Raw genomic sequence first — 1,114 nt, 5'->3', positions numbered from 1 at the left:
GGTGGTAGAAGCCCACCGGCACACCGAAGGTGAGGTGGTCGAAGGCCCCCGCCGAGACACTGCCCGGCGCGTAGTGCCGCTCCGTCAGCGCCTTCTGCACTTCATCGAGGGCAGCCTGGTACGGAGGTGGGAGGTCGGCGCGCTTCGCCCAGAGACCCTGTCCTCGAGCGCCATCGCTCGCAGGACTGCTGGAGAGCATGTCCCGGCCCGCGCGCCCCAGTCCGCGCAGCACGTCGCGCGCCTGCTCTCCCCGCTCCGGGAAGCCTTCCAGCGGCAGGCCGCGCCGCTTCAGCTCCTCGCGGACGAAGGGCATGCTCCCCAGCGTCTCGCCCAGCTGCTTTTCGCGGGCGAGCAACTGCACCACCTCGCGCAGCTCGTCGTCAAAGGCCGAGTGGAGGACGAAGAGGGCGAGCACCTCGGAATAGGGCGCGCCGTACTTCTCGACGGACGTGACGAGGAAGGCCGCGCGCTTGCGGCCGAGAGCCTCCGAGGCCCGCGCGTCCAGCGGCCCCAAGGCCCCCAGGCGGACCGCGTCCCAGTCCTCCAGCGCCTCCACCAACGCGGCCATGTCCACCCCGCGCTGCATGGCCACGAATTCCGAGGGCGAGGCACACGCAAGAAAGGGCTCCAGCACCTCCCGGCTGGACTCCAGGTGGGGCCAGCCCGAGGGCACGGGCCTTTCTCCACAGACGACGGACCCACCGCTGGCGACCGACTTCTTGCCAGGCGCTCCCGCGCCCTCGCTCGCATCCACCAGGGGCTCGCGTCGAAGGCCCAAGGGCTCCTCCGCCCCCGCCGCCGCGCTCCTCACCGCCTGGGTGGACGCGGAGAAGGGCCTGAGGGCCAGGGTGGCCCCGTGGCCCGACTTCGCGGGCAACGAGGCACAGCCCGCGCTCAGCAGCGCCACCACCAGCGCCAGGCCAGGCCCGCCGCGCAGCCGCCGCTCAGCGAGCATGGTCCACCCCCAGCCCCACGGCCGCGACGGCACCCGGCCTCGGCGGCCGTCCGGCGTGGGAACAGCAGCGTGCCGCCCTGCCCCACCGCGTAGAGGCCGCCTTCCAGGAGGCGCCACCGGGCCTCGCCCGAGACGAGGTAGCGCGCCGCCGGCTGGCCC

General features: G+C 73.7%; 2 pseudogenes. Both read right to left on the bottom strand.

The features are described from left to right. Nucleotides 1-955, bottom strand: a pseudogene (locus ACLEQD_RS43980) (hypothetical protein); the annotation flags it as partial. Beyond that, nucleotides 895-1,114: pseudogene (locus ACLEQD_RS43975) on the bottom strand (hypothetical protein); the annotation flags it as partial. The pseudogenes ACLEQD_RS43980 and ACLEQD_RS43975, both read right to left, overlap by 61 nt.

It is taken from the genome of Corallococcus sp. 4LFB (assembly GCF_046520365.1).
Lineage (GTDB): Bacteria > Myxococcota > Myxococcia > Myxococcales > Myxococcaceae > Corallococcus > Corallococcus caeni.
The sequence above is the reverse complement of the archived record's forward strand: the minus strand, read 5'-3'. Positions and strand labels throughout refer to the sequence as shown.